A 14,335-nucleotide genomic window follows, 5' to 3' on the forward strand; every position below is an offset into this window, starting at 1 on the left:
CGAGCGCCGCGCGCAGCTCGCCGCCGCCGCGGCGCGGCGCGGTCACGACGCCCGCTCGCCCGGCGTGCGGCGCATCCTCGCGGAGGTGTCGCGCTTCGCGGACTCGGAGGGCGGGCGCGAGCTCGCGGCGGCGGCGCGCGACGCGCGGCTCCGCCGCGAGGTGCCCTTCCTCCTGCGCCTCCACGCGCGGGAGCGCGGCGCGCCGGCGGTCTACCTCGTCGGCGCCATCGACGCCCTCGTGGCGGACCGGCGCGCCACCGCGCTCACGGTCGTGGATTACAAGTACGCGACCTTTCGGCCGGACGCCGCCGACCGCTACCGCCTGCAGCTCGTCGCCTACGCGCTCGCCGCCCGCCGCGCCCACCCCGAGGCCCGCGTCCGCGCCCGCCTCCAGTTCATCCGCGGGGACTGCCGCGCCGTGGACGTCACCCCCGGCGAGCGCGAGCTCTCCCGCTTCGCGGCCGACGCCCCGCGGCTCGCCTGGGAAGCCTTCCGCGGTGACGGCGACCGCCCTCCCGCCTCACTCGGCCGCGACGAGGCCCGCTGCCGCGCCGAGGGCTGCGGCTTCGTCTCGCGCTGCTACCCCCGCGCCATCGACGGAAAGTGAATGGGCCGCGGCCCCCGCCGGGCTCTCGCCGCCCGCCGCGTTCGCACCAAGCCAGCCGCGTATCGCGCCGTGCCGCCCACGTTCGCTGCGTGCCGCCGCGTTGGCACTACGACGCCACGTTCGCGCCGACCCGCCACGCCGCCGCATTCGCACCGATCCGCCGCATTCCCGCCACGCCGCCACGTTCGCACTACGCCGCCACGTTCGCGCCGACCCGCCACGCCGCCGCATTCGCACCGATCCACCGCATTCCCGCCACGCCGCTGCGTTCGCACCGATCCCGCCGCGTTCGCACCGAGCCCGCCGCCCGCAGAAACAACCGTGAACACCGGGGAGGGGCCCCGCGCAATCGCGCGGGGAGGGCGAAGCCCTCCCGGCGGGGAGCCGTCGCGGGGGGCGGCCGGCCGCGGGCGCCGCGCCCCGGGGCCCCCGCCGCGCGGGGGGTGGGGCCCCAGCAGCTCCGCTGCTGGGGCGGGGGGCGCAGCCCCCCGTCTCTACGGATGTTTGGTCGGCGCCGCCCCCGTCTCGACCGCCTCCTTGCCCAGATCGCCGCGATGGCGAACGTTCGTCGAGAACAGCCCGAACCGCGCCCCCGCCTCGCCGAACTGGCGCATGACGTCGTTCGGGCTCGTGTAGATCCGCTCGGGCAGCGATCTGAGGAAGTTGATCACGTCCGCTGGAGAGTCGCTCTCCGCCGCCGCTTGAGCGAGATCATCGCGGGAGATGGGGTACTCGACCTCGGACAGGATCGCCGCCGGGCTCCGCTCCGGCCGCTCGCCGACTCCACGCGCCATGGGACCTTCCTTTTCGGGGGTTCACTCCAAAGCTGCGCAGCCCGGTTTGGACCGGCCACCGCGCCGGCCGAGCGGGCGGAGGCTTTTCCCCTTGCCACCCCATCGCAGCGCTCTCTAGATTGCGCGTCGACTTGGAGCTCGCGTCGTCCTAGAGAACCCCGAACCCTCACGTCCTGCTGGGAGAATCGAAATGCCGGAGCGAACCACCACGCGCGTGAAAGAGATCCTGTCCTGGTATCAGAGCGACAGCCCCGGGACCCTCGCCAACCTGCACCGGCTGCTCATGACGGGCACGCTCGGCGGAACCGGCAAGCTCGTGATCCTCCCGGTGGACCAGGGCTTCGAGCACGGTCCGGCCCGCTCGTTCGCGCCGAACCCGGAGGGCTACGATCCGGACTATCACTTCCAGCTCGCCATCGACGCCGGGTGCAACGCCTACGCGGCGCCGCTCGGCTTCATCGAGGCCGGCGCGCGGAAGTTCGCGGGCCAGATCCCGACGATCCTGAAGCTCAACAACTCCGACTCGCTCTCGAAGCTCGGCGGCGCGCCCATCTCGGCGGTCACCGGCTCCGTGAAGGAGGCGGTGCGGCTCGGCTGCGCCGCGATCGGCTACACGATCTACCCCGCCTCCGACGCGCGTAACTCCCAGTACGAGCACCTGCGCGAGCTCACCGAGGAGGCCAAGGCGGCCGGCCTGGTGGTGGTGGTGTGGAGCTACCCGCGCGGCTCCGGCGTGTCGAAGGACGGCGAGACCGCCGTGGACATCGCCGCCTACGCCGCCCAGATCGCGGCGCAGCTCGGCGCGCACATCATCAAGGTGAAGCCCCCCAAGGACCTCGTCGAGCACCCGGAGGCGAAGAAGGTCTACGAGAAGTATCAGATCCCGACGAAGACCCTCGCCGACCGCGTGCGCCACGTCGTGCAGTCCGCGTTCAACGGCAAGCGCATCGTCATCTTCTCGGGCGGCGAGGCGAAGGGCACCGAGGACGTGCTGAACGAGATCCGCGGCATCAAGGAAGGCGGCGGGTTCGGCTCGATCATGGGCCGCAACGCCTTCCAGCGCCCGCGCGCCGAGGCGCTGAAGCTCCTCTCGGACGTGCAGAAGATCTACCTGAGCTAGCGCGGCCGGCCGTCCTCCGCTCCGCGCCGTGCGCGGCGCACGCGCAGTGAGCGGGGCGGGGGCGAGCGGCGGCGTGCGATCGAGAGGGCGGTGCCTGGAGGGGCGCCGCCCTCGCCGTTTCCGGGGCGGCTCCTGGCCGGGCGTCACCGCTCCGGCGCGACGCCGCGCGGAGCGTCGCCGAACCCTACGGGCCCGTGAGGGGACGAGCCCGAGGGGGCGGGTGGCGAGGCCGCAGATCGCGTGGAACCATGCTGCAGCCGAGGCCTTTTTTTCTTGCCACCCCTGGCGGCCGGGGTTTATACGGCTTTACCTTTTGTTTCGCGGTCTTCGCAACGGCACTCGGCCCGCGGCGCGGTCCGCGGCCGTCCAGGCGAGGAACTTCCATGCGGCTTTACCCCAAGGTCATCCCGACGATCGCCCGCGAGGTCATCCAGACCCTCATGCAGGACGGCGACATCGAGGTCGAGACCCTGCGCATCGCCGACGCCGAGATGGACATGGCGGCGATCATGAAGGAGTACCTCGCCGCCGAGGAGCGCGTGAACGCCGCGACCCGCGAGGCCCTCGAGCGCCGCGGCTACGATCACTCCCGGTTCACCCAGGTGAAGCGCGAGATGGCCGACGTCCGCGGCTTCAAGATGGGCGACGAGGGGATCGAGTACGTCATCGGCCAGATGATCGAGTTCCTCCTCATCTCGCGGAACGTCGAGGAGGTCTATTCCGAGGATCACTCCCTCCGGAAGAAGGTCTTCAACATCTTCAAGAAGCACCTCGACGTCGACGAGGAGATCGATCGCGAGGCGCGCGCCCGCCTGAAGCACCTGCAGGAGGGGACGAGCGCCTGGGACGTCGAGTATCAGAAGACGGTAGAACTCCTCCGCCGCTCCCGCGGCCTCATCTAGCTTTACCTCTCTCCAGCGCGGCGCACGATACCGGGGCTGCGACGGGCGTCCTCGCTCGTTGCGCCTGCGGCGTACGGAGGCAGTACGCCTCGGCGCGCCTCGCTGCGGGTGCCCGTCTCGCCTCCGGTCTCGTGTGCCTCTCGAGCCCTTGCTTCGCGGATGAGTCGCGCGAAAGCGGTGACGGTTGCGCAAGCGGCGGTGTGTCGTACGCGCGCCTCCGGAGCGGACTTCACGCAGGGATGAGCGACGTCCACCGCCGGTGACGTCCGCGCCCTCGCCGCAAAGTTGACCGGCGATATCGCCCCGCTACCATCGGGGGATGCCGCGTCAGAGCGCAGTCGTGGTCGTCGACGAGGAGCGCGTCGTCCCTGGCCCGGATGCCGCGGGCCGCCGGGCGGTGGAATCCCTCCGCGCGCGGCTCGCCGGTCGCGCGGCGCGGGAGCACGTCGTGCTCGACTTCCTCGACGACGATCTCGAGCAGGCGCGCGGCGCGCTCGCAGCCATCGCGACCTACGTCGCGAGCATCGAGGAGGCGCTCTCGGAGGCGGAGCCGTCGCAGCAGCGCGTCCTCTCGCTGGCGCTCGGCGGCGGGCCGATCGACCGGATCGAGCGGCTCGGGGCGGCGCTCGCGAGCGTGCGCCGCCGGCTCGCCCAGGTGGCGGCGCGGATGTGACGCGCCCCTCGGCGCTCGGCGCTCAGCGGGCGGCGCGCGTGCCGCGCACCGCCGCGAGCTGGGCGCGCACGGGGCCGAGCTCGATCTCCGAGACCGCCGCGACGAGCAGCCGGCGGGAGTCCCGCGTGAACCAGAGGTGAACGGGCCGCGGGCGCGCCTCGGGACGATCCGCCCGCCGCGCGAGCGCGTCCACCCGGAACGTCTCGAACCGGCCGGCCGGGGTCTCCACCGCCTCGCGCTCGGCGGCGACGGTCCCCTCGAGGTGCCACAGGCGACGGCTGGCGACGGCGTCGAAGCAGAAGCGGTCGCCCGGCGCGAGCCGCGCCGCGCGCAGGTAGTACAGGGCGGAGAGCGCGTCGAGCACCTCGCCCGCCGCGTCGAAGCGCGCCTCGCTCTCCCGGTCGCCCTGGCGGTACGCGATCGTGACCCGCCCGTCGCCCGGCATCCGCGCGTCGCTCGACTTCCGCACGCCGTTCTCGTCCATGTCGTCGCGGTAGCGCTCGGGGAGGAGCGTCGCCGCGTCCACCCAGGAGAGCCCCACGCCGACGAACCTCCGGATGCTCGCCAAGGCCGCCGTCGTGCGGGCGCGCGCCCGCAGGGGGACGATGCGGCCCCCCGACATGGGCCGCTCGACGCTGAGCTGGAGCAGCCCGGCCTTCACGGCGCCGAGCACGTCGAGCTCGAGCTCGAGGGTCTCGCCGGTGCGCCAGGGGCGCTCGCCGTCCGCGAGCGGCGGCAGCGCGCACGGCGGCGCGGCGGCGAGGGCGAGGGCCAGGAGCGGCGCGAGCACGTCGAGGATCCTCAGCGCCTCGCGCGGAGCTCGAGGCGGGCGAGCGCGTCCCCGAGCGCGGCGCGCGCGGCGAGCCACCGGCGAGGGTCCCGCTCGAACCCGCGCGCGCTCGGGACGAGCTTCGCCGCGGTCGCGTGCGCGAGCTCGCCGAGCCCGGCGGCCTCGGCCAGCCGCAGGAGCTCCAGATCCTCGAGCGCGTCGCGGATGATCTTGAGCCGGATGGACTCGACCGGGAACCCGTGCTCGCCGCCGAGCTCCCCCGGCAGGCCCGGGTAGAGGAGGGTGCCGTCGCCGTTCCCCGCGAACGCCCGCACGTCCTTCCACGGATCGCGATCGACCCACGCGTGGAGCACGTCGTAGTACAGCTCGCCCGCGAGGCCGCGCCGCCACCCGAGCCAGGCCACCGCGCGCGCGGTCGTGCCCGGGCGGTCGATGGCGTAGCCCGGCCAGCCCCGGAACTCGCGCAGCATCGTCGCGCGGCTCCGGCCGGAGGGCGGGATCTCGTCGCACCCGTGCGACATGCAGGAGGCGTAGGAGAACGAGACGTGCTCGTCCCGCCCCGCGCGCTCGGGGGCGAGCGTGAGGTTCGGCGCGAACGCGTCCACGGCGCCCGAGAGCGCCGGGTCGGGCGCGAGGGTGGCGAACACCCGGATCCCGGCCTCGTGCGCGAGCCGCGCGCGCCGGCGCAGCTCGGGGAGCTGCTCGGGCCGGGGCTCGTCGAGCGTGTAGAGCCAGAGGCGATCGCTCCAGCCGCGCGCGTCGAAGTGGCGCTTCCACGCGCGGAGGGTCGCGGCGAGATCCGCCTCGGGCCCATCCCAGACCTTCGCCGCGATCCGCACCTCGGCGAACGTGCCCTTCACGCCGGGTACGAGGGTGCCGTCGAGCACCGGTCCGACCTCGGCGTCGAAGCGGGCCCAGTCGAGCGCGCAGCGGCGCGCGGTGCACTCGCCGTCGGGCGGATCGGCGGACAGGGTGTACGGCGAGATGCGGTGGCGCTGGAGCGCCGCCGCGAGCGCGCGCGCGAGCACCGGGTCGTCCGGCTTGCCGAGGGCGCGCGTGCCGACGCGGGTGGGGAGCCCGAACGCCGCCGTGAACGCGCCGGTCGCCGGCAGCGTGAACGGCCACACGCGCAGCCGCAGCGGGACCGCCGCGAGCGCGCGCGCTCCGTCGCGCACGCGCACCTCGCCCCGGTACTCGCCCGCCGTCGCGCCCTCGGGGACGCAGACCTCGACCCAGATCGCCTGGAGCCGGCGCGCCGGCACCGCGACCGGGAACGCGCGGCGCGGTTCGCCGAAGAAGGGATCCCGCGCCGGGACGAGAGGATCCGGCCACTCCCCCGGCTCCCCCTCCGGCCCGGACCCGCGCGGCAGGGACAGCGTCGCGACGCGGTAGAGCGTGACGGGAACGGCGCCGGGGCCGGCGAGCGGCCGCGCCTCGGCGGAGAGCGCCGCGATCGGCCGCGCGCCGCGGACGGCGATCTGGGCGGACTCGCACTCGCCCCGGGCCGCCTCGAGCACGATCTCCCGGTCCCGCGGGACGGGATCCGCGGGCCGCAGCTTCTCGAGCCCGCTCGCGACGCCGAGCTCGACCGGCGGGCCCGGGCGGGCCTCGGGCCGTTCGGACGCGCAGGAGCGGGCCGGCGCGCCGCCGGCGCACGCCGCGAGGATTACCAGGAGGAGAGCCGCGCGCATCCACGCGAAGGTGCGCCGCGCTGGCGGCCGATGCAACGCGCGCCTCGGCCGGGGGGTGCGCCGGCCGGCGCGGATCAGCGCGCCGCGACCTCTCCGCCCGGAGTGTAGCTCCTCAGCTCCGCGACGATGCTGCCCACCGCGAAGTCCGCCTCGGCGCGCACGAGCACGTGCCGCGCGTCGTCGGACAGCCACATCCAGGAGTCGCGCTTCGTGGAGAACTTGCCCTCGAGCGCGGTGCGGATCTTCACCTTGATCGTGGGGAAGGCGCCAGCAGGCGTCTCGACCCGCTCGCGCCCGACGACCTCCGCGACGAGCGTGAACTGGTGGGTGCCGGAGGCGACGGGCACGTCGTAGCGCCGGCCGACCTCGAGCGGCTGCAGGCGCAGCCACATGAAGGCGCTCGTGAGGTCCTGGACGTTCGCCGGGACCTCGATCGTCTGCTCCTTCCGCTTGCCCTTGCGCTGCACCGTGACGGTGGCCTTCCGGCTCACGCGGTCGAAGCGGGCGCTGTCCTGGTGGAAGTCGCCCACCTCGTAGGCCTTGAGGTCCGAGCCGCGGGTGAGCTTCGTGCGCGCGTCCCAGTAGCTGACGAGGTGCTCCCGGATGTCCACGAGGCCCGCCACGCCCTGCGTCTTCGCCTGGAAGACCACCGGCCAGATGTCTCCCTCCGGCTTCCCCACCACGATCCTGCCTTCGCCCGTGGGGAGGCTGAGGTACGTGATCCGGAAGACGGTCTCCTCGCCGGGAGAGAACCCCTGCGCGCTCGCGGGGGCGGCGAGGAGGGCGACGACTGCGAGGGTGGCGAGGCGCTCGTGCAAGGGTTCTCCCGTCTCCGCGTCTGAGACCGCGCGGCGCGCGGAGGTTCAGCAAGCGAGATGCCAGCTTCGTGTAGCCCGAAAATGCAAGCCGCCGACGCGAACGTGGGGCCAGGCCGCGACAGGGGTGTCGGTTTCCGGCACGCTCCCGCGCGGAGCGCTTGACGCATTGCTTACAATGGAGCGCCCGGTCCCGCTATTCCCCGGCCCGTGAACGGGCAGTCCTACATCGTGCCCCTGGCGCTCGCTCGCACGCCCGCCCCGGGTTGGCGTACGCTCGCCCACGCCGGCCGGTCCGGCGCGGGTGGCGGCACCACCCCCGCGAGGAGGAGGGAGCGCGATGCCGTTCGACGCGGGCTACGACGAGGACGAGGTCCCGGCCGCGAGCGCGGAGGCGGGGAGGACGCGCCGGTTCGGAGACTTCGACTGCCCGGACTGCTCGGCGAACAACCCGTGGGACGACGGGTTCGGCCACGGCGACGAGGTCCGCTGCTTCTACTGCGGACAGGAGTTCCGGGTCGCGGTGAGCGACTCCGGGCGCCTGCGCCTCAAGGTGGTTTGACGGCGGGGCGGCGCCGCCTCAGGCGCCCTTGGGCGGCCGGACCCCGAAGATGGCCGTGCCCACCCGCACGAAGGTCGCGCCCTCCTCGACCGCCACGCGCCAGTCCCCGCTCATACCCATCGACAGCTCGGCGAGGCCGAGCCCGTCGCGCAGCGCCCGGAGCGCCCGGAAGTGGGGCCGCGGGTCGTCGTCGGGCGGCGGGATGCCCATCACGCCGACGAGCTCGACCGCGGGCAGCGCGCGGATCGCCGCGGCGAGCGCGGGCGCCTCGCGCGGCGCGCAGCCGGCCTTCGACGCCTCGCCGCCCGTGTTCACCTCCAGGAAGACGCGCGCGACCGCGCCCTTCTGGGCGAAGCGGCGGGAGAGCTCGCGGGCGAGCTCCGCGCGATCGACGGTGTGCACGTAGGCGACGCGGCCGGCGAGGTACTTCACCTTGTTCGTCTGCAGGCCGCCGATGAAGTGCCAGCGGAGCTCGGCGAGGTCCGTGAGCGCCTCCGCCTTCTCGCGCCACTCCTGCGCGTAGTTCTCGCCGAAGTCGCGCTGCCCGGCCGCGTACGCCTCGCGGATGGCGGCCGCGGGCTGCGTCTTCGACACCGCGACGAGGGTCACGTGAGCGGGCAGCTCCGCGCGCAGCCGGGCGAGGTTCTCGGCGATCCCCACGGCGCTCACCCCTCCGCGTCCGCGGGGGCGTCCCAGGGGAGGGGGTGGCCGGCGCGGCGGAGCAGCTCGGCCGTCTCCGCGAGCGGGAGCCCGACGACGTTCGAGACGCTGCCCTCGACGCTCAGCACGAACGCCCCGCCGGCGCCCTGGATGGCGTAGGCCCCGGCCTTGTCGAGCGGCTCGCCGGTCCCGACGTACCAGGCGATCGCGGCCTCGTCGAGCGGGGCGAAGCGCACGGCGGTCGAGACCACCGCCTCGACCTCGGTCGCGCCGGAGGCGCCGACGCGCCGGACGCAGACGCCGGTGAGCACCTCGTGCGCGCTCCCGGAGAGCGCGCCGAGCATGCGCCGCGCGTCCTCCGCGTCGCGCGGCTTGCCGAGCACCTCGCCCCGGAGCACGACCGCCGTGTCCGCCGCGAGCACGAGCTCGCCGGGCACGGCGCGGGCCTTCTCGCGGGCGACGCGCAGGACGTACTCGCGCGCCGGCTCGCCGGCGCGCACGGACTCGTCCGTGTTCGCCGGCAGCACCTCGTGCGGCACGCCCAGCTGGGCGAGCAGCTCGCGGCGGCGCGGGCTCTGGGATGCGAGGACGAGCCGGAGCGCCATGGAGGCCTTACCGCGCGGCGGTGGCGCTCCCCAGGAGCTCGATGTTCCGCTCGATCTTGGCGCCCTTGCGGAGGGTCTCGAGCCAGGTGGAGACGACCTGCGCCTCCTTCTGGTTGCGCAGCCGCGCCGACACCTGCTCGCGCGCGCCCTCGAACGCCTTCTCGTCGGCCGTCTCGCGGGCGGTGACGACCGCCACGACCGGGCCGGAGGGGACCTCGAACACCTTCGGCAGGACCTCGCCGGCGCGAGCGGCGCGCGCGGCCCCGATGATCTCGGCCGCCGGACCGAGCTTCGGGACGAACGGGCTCGACGCCGTGAACGTGCCGGTCTCCTCGGCCACGATCGGCTGCCCGCCGACGGTGAGGGGCTTCGCGTTCGGGAACTGCGCGGGGAGCGTCTTGCCGCCGCGGGCGGCGGCGAGGGCCGCCTGGGCGCGGTCCGCGGCCGCCTTGCGGGCGCGCTCCTGCGCGAGGAGCTCGCGGGCGATCTCCGGCCGGGCGTCGGCCAGCGAGACCTTCTTCGCCGGGACGACCTCCTCGGCCTGCACGAGGTGCCAGCCCGACGCGCTGCGCACGGGCTCGGACACCTTGCCCTGCTCGAGCGCGAGGGCCGCCTTCGCGAACGCCTCGTCGAAGAGCCCCTCGGTCACGAAGCCGAGCTCGCCGCCCCGGGCCTTCGTCGCCTCGTCGTCGGAGAGCGCCGCCACGACCTTCCCGAAGTCCTCGCCCTTCTTCACGCGGGCGGCGGCCTCCTCGATCTTCTTCTTGGCGGCGGCGTCGTCCGCGCCGGGGCCCACCCGCGCGAGGACGTGGCGCACGCGGACCTTCTTCTGCTGGTCGAAGCGGGCCGGGTTGTCCTTGTAGAACTGCTCGATGCGCGCCCCCTCCTTCTCGGCGAAGGCCTTCACCTCCGCGTCGGAGGGCTTCGCCTCCGCCTGGAACGCGGCGAGCGGGAACTTGACGAAGGTGAGGGCGAGCTTGTCCGCGTCGATCCTCCACGCCTCCTTGACCTCGGCGTCGGAGACCTTCACGTCCTCGCCCACCACGGCGAGCATCTTGCCGTAGAGGAGCTGGTCGCGGTACCACGCCTCGAACTTCGCGGGCGACCCGAAGTTCTGGCGCGCCGCGGCCTCGTAGGTCTCGAAGTGGAACGCGCCGTTCTGCTGGAAGGCGGGGATCGCGTGGATGCCGCTCGAGAGCTCCGCGTCGGAGACGAGGACGCCCCGGCGCTTCGCCTCCTGGATCACGAGCTCCCGATCCACGAGCTGGCTCAGGGCCTGGTCGGCCACGCCGAGCTGCGCGGCGAGCTCGCGGGTGAAGCCGCCACCCATCTGCGACTGGTAGAGGTTGTAGAGCTGGCCGTACTGCCGCTCCCACTCCACCGCGGGGATGGTCTTCCCGTTGACCTTCGCGGCGTAGGAGGCGCCCGCACCTCGGCACCCGCCCTTGCTGAGGCTGCCGGGGCCGAAGCTGATCACGAACACGACGATGATCGCGCCCAGGAAGATCCAGGTGATGATGCCGCCCTTGTTTGCTCGCAGCCCTTCCAGCATGAACCGGTGCTCCGCGTTGTTGTAGGTCGGCAGCCCCGCGTGGGAGGGGGCGCCGGAAGGTTGAACACCCTAGTCGAAGGGGGCTAAAATGCAAGGGTTTCTGCCCCCGCCGGAGTGTCCGTGTTCGCACTGCTGAGGCGGTACCGCGAGCTCATCCTCGTCGCGGTGCTGCTCGTCGTACCGCTGGGTGTCTACTTCGCGCACGCGAGGAAGCCGAGCGAGCGCTCGAAGCTCGATCGCGCCATCCTGTGGCTCATCACGCCCGTCGAGCGGAGCGTGGGCTGGGCCGTGTCCGGGGGGCTGCGCTCCTGGGACGGCTACCTCGCGCTGCGCCACGCCCGCGAGAAGGCGAACGATCTTTCACGCGAAGTGGACCTGCTCAAGATGGAGCGCCAGCAGCTCCTCTCGGAGCGCGCGGAGGTGGAGCGGCTGCGCAAGCTGCTCGCGTTCGCGCAGGAGTCGCCCGCGCGGAAGTACGTGGGCGCGCGCGTCGTGGGCGTGCGGCTCGCGCCCGCCGGGCTCCAGCTCCTCACCGTCGATCGCGGCACCGAGGAGGGGATCGAGCGGATGATGCCGGTCGTCGTCGCCGAGGGCGTGGTGGGGCGTGTCCACGGCGTCTCCGCGCACACCGCCGACGTGCTGGTCCTCACCGATCGCAACAGCTCCATCGCGACGGTGGTCGACCGCACCCGCGCGCGCGCGAACGTGCGCGGCATGGGCAAGCCCGACGCGTGCAAGCTCGACTACGCGCTGCGCGTCGAGGACATGATCGAGGGCGACTCGCTCGTCACGTCCGGCACCGACGGCGTGTTCCCGCGCGGCCTGCCGGTGGGGAAGGTGACGAAGCTGGAGCGCAACCAGCACGGCCTGTTCCAGGAGGCGCGCGTCGTCCCGTCGGTGGACGTGACGCGCATCGAGGAGGTCCTCGTGGTCACCGCCTGGGAGCGGACCGCGGAGGTCCTCCCGGCCGCCTACGCCCCCGGAAACCCACAGTGAAGCCGCTCGCCCACGTCCTGTTCGCGCTGGCCATCGCCGCGCTTCAGTCCGCCGTCCTGCGCTGGGTGGGCGGCGGCGCGTTCTCCGTGGCGCTCCTCGCCGCGTGCGTCGTCTACCTGGGCCTCCACGGGGGGAACGTGGAGGGCTCGGTGGGCGCGGCCGGGATCGGCTACGTGCTCGATCTCGTGACCGGCTCGCCGAAGGGGCTCATGACCTTCCTCGCGGTGCTCCTCTTCGTCCTCGCGCGCGCGGTGAACGCGGCCGTCGACGTGCGCAGCCGGGGCGGGTTCGCGCTGCTCTCCGGGGGCGGCGCCCTCGTGATCTCGCTCGGCGCGCTCGTCCTCACTCGGCTGACCTCCGCCCCGGAGTCGGCGCCCGGCCTCGGGCTCGTGCCGCGCATGCTCCTCGAGGCGCTCCTGACGGCGGCCGCGGCGCCGCTGCTCTACCCGGGACTCCGCCGGGTCGACCGGCTGTTCCACCGCGAGGAGCACGGGCTCCTCCGCTGACACGCGATGTCGATCATCCCTCCCAGCGCGCCCGGTGCGGCGCAGAAGGACTTCCGGCCGCGGCTCGCCTGGGCGACCGGGCTCGCCGTCCTCACGTTCCTCACGCTCGTGGGGCGCCTCTACCACCTGCAGGTGCTGCAGGGGGACGAGTACAAGGAGAAGGCCGAGGAGAACTTCGTGAAGGAGATCCGCCAGCCGGCGGATCGCGGCCACTTCCTCGACCGCAACCGGCGCATCCTCGTGGACTCGCGCCCCTCGTACGACGTCACGCTCACGCCCTACTTCTGCGGGAAGCAGTGCGACGAGGTCCTCGCGCGGCTCGCGGCCATGCTCTCGATGACGCCCGAGGAGGTGGAGCGCTCCCGCGGGCTCCTCGGCGGCGCGCGCAAGCTGGAGCGGTTCCGGCCGTTCACGGTGAAGGTCGACATCGCCCGCGAGGAGCTCGACCGCTTCCTCGCGCACCAGATGGATCTCCCGGGCGTGGACGTGCAGCCGATCCCGCACCGGAACTACCGGTACGCCGGGCTCGGCGGTCACCTCATCGGCTACATGAACGAGGCCGGCCCCGACGAGCTGAAGCGGCTCAACGAGGAGGTGCAGCGCTCGGGGACGGGCCAGGCGCCGTACCTGCTCGGCGACTACACCGGCCGGCGCGGCCTCGAGCGGAAGTTCGAGCGCGAGCTGCGCGGCATCGACGGGAAGGAGCGCGTCCCCGTCGACGCGAAGGGGCGCCGCAAGGAGGACGCGGAGGGCCTCATCCCCGAGGACCAGCGCGTCGTGCCGAGCGTGCCGGGGCACAACCTCGTGCTCTCGATCGACTGGCGGCTGCAGGAGTTCGCGGAGCAGGTGTTCCCCGCGACCGCCGGCGTGGTCCTCGCGATGGACGCCAAGACCGGGTTCCTGCTCGCGCTCGTCGACCGGCCCGCGCCGGACCCGAACAAGATGTCCGGCCGCATCACCTCGGCGGAGCTCGCCGCCATCCACTCGGACCCGCTGCAGCCCGAGCTCTTCCGCGCCATCCAGCAGCACTACCACCCCGGCTCGACGTTCAAGGCGCTCACCTCGATCGCCGCGCTGGAGGAGGGGCTCTACCGCCCCAACACGACGATCAACTGCCCCGGCTACTTCAAGATGGGCTCGCACCGCTGGCGCTGCGACAAGGAGACCGGGCACGGGGCCGTGGACTTCGAGCACGCGCTCGGCGCGAGCTGCGACGTCTTCTTCTACGAGGCCGGCGCCCGGCTCGGGGCGGACGCGATCGCGAAGTGGGCGCACGAGTTCGGGCTCGGCGTGCCGACGGACTTCGGGGTCCAGGGAGAGGTGCCGGGCCTCGTCCCCGACGTCGCCTGGCACGAGCGGCACATCCGCGGCGGCTACCAGAAGGGCATGCCGGTGAACCTCGCCATCGGCCAGGGCGACGTGAACGTCACGCCGATCCAGCAGGTCGTGTTCTACGGCGCGCTCGCGACCGGCAAGGTGTGGAAGCCCCAGGTCGTCCTGCGCGTCGAGGACGCCGACGGCAAGGTCCTGCAGGAGTTCGCGCCGCAGGAGCGCAGCCGCCCCAACATCAAGCAGTCCACCCGCGACACGGTGATGAAGGGGCTCCTCGCCGCCGTCAACGAGCCGTTCGGCACCGCCTACTGGCAGCGCCCGAAGGAGTTCACGGCGGCCGGCAAGACCGGCACCGCCCAGGTGGTCAAGATGGGCAAGCGCATGCGCGCCGAGCAGGTGCCTTACTTCGAGCGCGACCACGCGTGGTTCGCGACGTTCGCGCCGGCGGAGGATCCCGAGATCGTGGTGGTGGTGCTGAACGAGCACTCGGGCTTCGGCTCGACCAACGCCGCGCCGACCGCGATGGCGGTCGTGAAGAAGTGGATGGAGCTCAAGGCGCAGGACGCCGCCGAGCGCGCCGGGGTGGCGCTGGTCCAGCCGACGGACGCGGCCGCCGCTCCCGCCGCTGCGCCTGCGAGCGCCGTCCCGGGGCCGACCCCCGCGCCGGTCCCGGTCGCCGCGCCCGGCGCGACCCCCGCCGGGGCGCAGATCGTCGCGGCGCCGCTCGCGT

At 73.6% G+C, this 14,335-nt stretch carries 15 protein-coding genes; 8 read left to right on the forward strand and 7 right to left on the reverse strand.

The genetic code is table 11. The features are described from left to right. Positions 1 to 607 (forward strand): PD-(D/E)XK nuclease family protein (locus MNZ39_RS19885; protein WP_242340826.1); only part of this gene is annotated, 607 nt, incomplete at its 5' end. Between the two features lie 494 nt (positions 608 to 1,101). Here the strand turns inward: MNZ39_RS19885 and MNZ39_RS19890 are convergent. Continuing rightward, a complete protein-coding gene (locus MNZ39_RS19890) occupies positions 1,102 to 1,401 on the reverse strand; it encodes a DUF2795 domain-containing protein (RefSeq protein WP_242340827.1) in 300 nt (99 codons plus the stop codon). Between the two features lie 190 nt (positions 1,402 to 1,591). Between MNZ39_RS19890 and MNZ39_RS19895 the strand changes: the two genes are divergently transcribed. The 3 genes from MNZ39_RS19895 (at position 1,592) to MNZ39_RS19905 (ending at position 4,096) form a co-directional block, all read left to right on the forward strand. Continuing rightward, on the forward strand, positions 1,592 to 2,521 hold the full coding sequence (locus tag MNZ39_RS19895; RefSeq protein ID WP_242340828.1) for a class I fructose-bisphosphate aldolase: 930 nt from the start codon (positions 1,592 to 1,594) through the stop codon (positions 2,519 to 2,521). Between the two features lie 383 nt (positions 2,522 to 2,904). Continuing rightward, on the forward strand, positions 2,905 to 3,423 hold the full coding sequence (locus tag MNZ39_RS19900) for a DUF507 family protein (protein WP_242340829.1): 519 nt from the start codon (positions 2,905 to 2,907) through the stop codon (positions 3,421 to 3,423). Between the two features lie 319 nt (positions 3,424 to 3,742). Further along, the gene (locus MNZ39_RS19905; RefSeq protein WP_242340830.1) at positions 3,743 to 4,096 is read left to right on the forward strand and encodes a hypothetical protein; all 354 of its coding nucleotides are present in this window, start codon (positions 3,743 to 3,745) and stop codon (positions 4,094 to 4,096) included. A gap of 22 nt (positions 4,097 to 4,118) precedes the next feature. Here MNZ39_RS19905 and MNZ39_RS19910 read toward each other — a convergent pair whose 3' ends face one another. The 3 genes from MNZ39_RS19910 to MNZ39_RS19920 form a co-directional block, all read right to left on the reverse strand. Further along, on the reverse strand, positions 4,119 to 4,886 hold the full coding sequence (locus tag MNZ39_RS19910) for a DUF3108 domain-containing protein (protein ID WP_242340831.1): 768 nt from the start codon (positions 4,884 to 4,886) through the stop codon (positions 4,119 to 4,121). Positions 4,887 to 4,897: 11 nt separating this feature from the next. After that, a complete protein-coding gene (locus MNZ39_RS19915) occupies positions 4,898 to 6,577 on the reverse strand; it encodes a glycoside hydrolase domain-containing protein (RefSeq protein ID WP_242340832.1) in 1,680 nt (559 codons plus the stop codon). A gap of 74 nt (positions 6,578 to 6,651) precedes the next feature. Then, the gene (locus MNZ39_RS19920; protein WP_242340833.1) at positions 6,652 to 7,395 is read right to left on the reverse strand and encodes a DUF3108 domain-containing protein; all 744 of its coding nucleotides are present in this window, start codon (positions 7,393 to 7,395) and stop codon (positions 6,652 to 6,654) included. 337 nt (positions 7,396 to 7,732) lie between these two features. Between MNZ39_RS19920 and MNZ39_RS19925 the strand changes: the two genes are divergently transcribed. Then, positions 7,733 to 7,954, forward strand: a complete 222-nt coding sequence (locus MNZ39_RS19925; protein WP_242340834.1) for a hypothetical protein — start codon at positions 7,733 to 7,735, stop codon at positions 7,952 to 7,954. Between the two features lie 18 nt (positions 7,955 to 7,972). On the opposite strand, the gene MNZ39_RS19930 is transcribed toward MNZ39_RS19925, so the two are convergent. Genes MNZ39_RS19930 through MNZ39_RS19940 form a run of 3 tightly spaced genes read right to left on the reverse strand, consistent with a single transcriptional unit; the run spans position 7,973 to position 10,771 of the window. Then, positions 7,973 to 8,614, reverse strand: a complete 642-nt coding sequence (locus MNZ39_RS19930; protein WP_242340835.1) for a YggS family pyridoxal phosphate-dependent enzyme — start codon at positions 8,612 to 8,614, stop codon at positions 7,973 to 7,975. A 5-nt stretch (positions 8,615 to 8,619) separates the two neighbouring features. Beyond that, the gene (locus tag MNZ39_RS19935; RefSeq protein ID WP_242340836.1) at positions 8,620 to 9,219 is read right to left on the reverse strand and encodes a nucleoside triphosphate pyrophosphatase; all 600 of its coding nucleotides are present in this window, start codon (positions 9,217 to 9,219) and stop codon (positions 8,620 to 8,622) included. Between the two features lie 7 nt (positions 9,220 to 9,226). Next, positions 9,227 to 10,771, reverse strand: a complete 1,545-nt coding sequence (locus MNZ39_RS19940) for a peptidylprolyl isomerase (RefSeq protein ID WP_242340837.1) — start codon at positions 10,769 to 10,771, stop codon at positions 9,227 to 9,229. A gap of 120 nt (positions 10,772 to 10,891) precedes the next feature. Here MNZ39_RS19940 and mreC point away from each other — a divergent pair, with 120 nt between their 5' ends. From mreC to mrdA, 3 genes are all read left to right on the forward strand, one after another. Then, a complete protein-coding gene (mreC, locus tag MNZ39_RS19945) occupies positions 10,892 to 11,767 on the forward strand; it encodes a rod shape-determining protein MreC (RefSeq protein WP_242340838.1) in 876 nt (291 codons plus the stop codon). Next, positions 11,764 to 12,273: a hypothetical protein gene (locus MNZ39_RS19950; RefSeq protein WP_242340839.1), complete on the forward strand. Its 510-nt coding sequence runs from the start codon at positions 11,764 to 11,766 to the stop codon at positions 12,271 to 12,273. Before mreC ends, MNZ39_RS19950 begins: the two co-directional genes overlap by 4 nt. A 6-nt stretch (positions 12,274 to 12,279) precedes the next feature. Next, the coding region (mrdA, locus tag MNZ39_RS19955) for a penicillin-binding protein 2 (RefSeq protein WP_242340840.1) at positions 12,280 to 14,335 on the forward strand (2,056 nt) is incomplete at its 3' end.

This window comes from Anaeromyxobacter sp. SG66 (genome assembly GCF_022690805.1).
Lineage (GTDB): Bacteria > Myxococcota > Myxococcia > Myxococcales > Anaeromyxobacteraceae > Anaeromyxobacter > Anaeromyxobacter soli.